The following is a 335-nucleotide window of genomic DNA, read 5'->3' on the forward strand; positions in this document are numbered from 1 at the left end:
TTTGAGGCGCTGACCACGCCCGAGCGGTTGCGCGTCTTGGAGCGACTCGAGCAAGTGGCGCGCCGGTTGCCGGTCGCTCAGCAGGTGTTGATCAATCAGCTCGCCGAACAAGCCAGCGAGCAGGAGTTGGGTGGTCGGCTGCCCGTAGCCTTGGCCTGCCGGTTGCGAATCACCCGCGCCGAAGCCAGCCGGCGGGTGGGCGAGGCCGCCGATCTGGGCCCGCGGCGGGCGCTGACGGGGGAGTCGTTGCCGCCCCAGCTGACGGCCACCGCCACAGCCCAACACGCCGGCAGCCTCGGTGAGGGCCACATCCGGGTGATCCGCGACTTCTTGCG

Annotated in this window: 1 protein-coding gene; it reads left to right on the forward strand. The window is 70.7% G+C overall.

Translation table 11 applies throughout. From position 1 onward, the window contains the following. Positions 1-335, forward strand: a 335-nt coding sequence (locus F0Q45_RS27035) for a DUF222 domain-containing protein (protein WP_149656702.1), incomplete at both ends; no start/stop codon positions are given.

This window comes from Mycobacterium simiae (assembly GCF_008370645.1).
GTDB lineage: Bacteria > Actinomycetota > Actinomycetes > Mycobacteriales > Mycobacteriaceae > Mycobacterium > Mycobacterium simiae_A.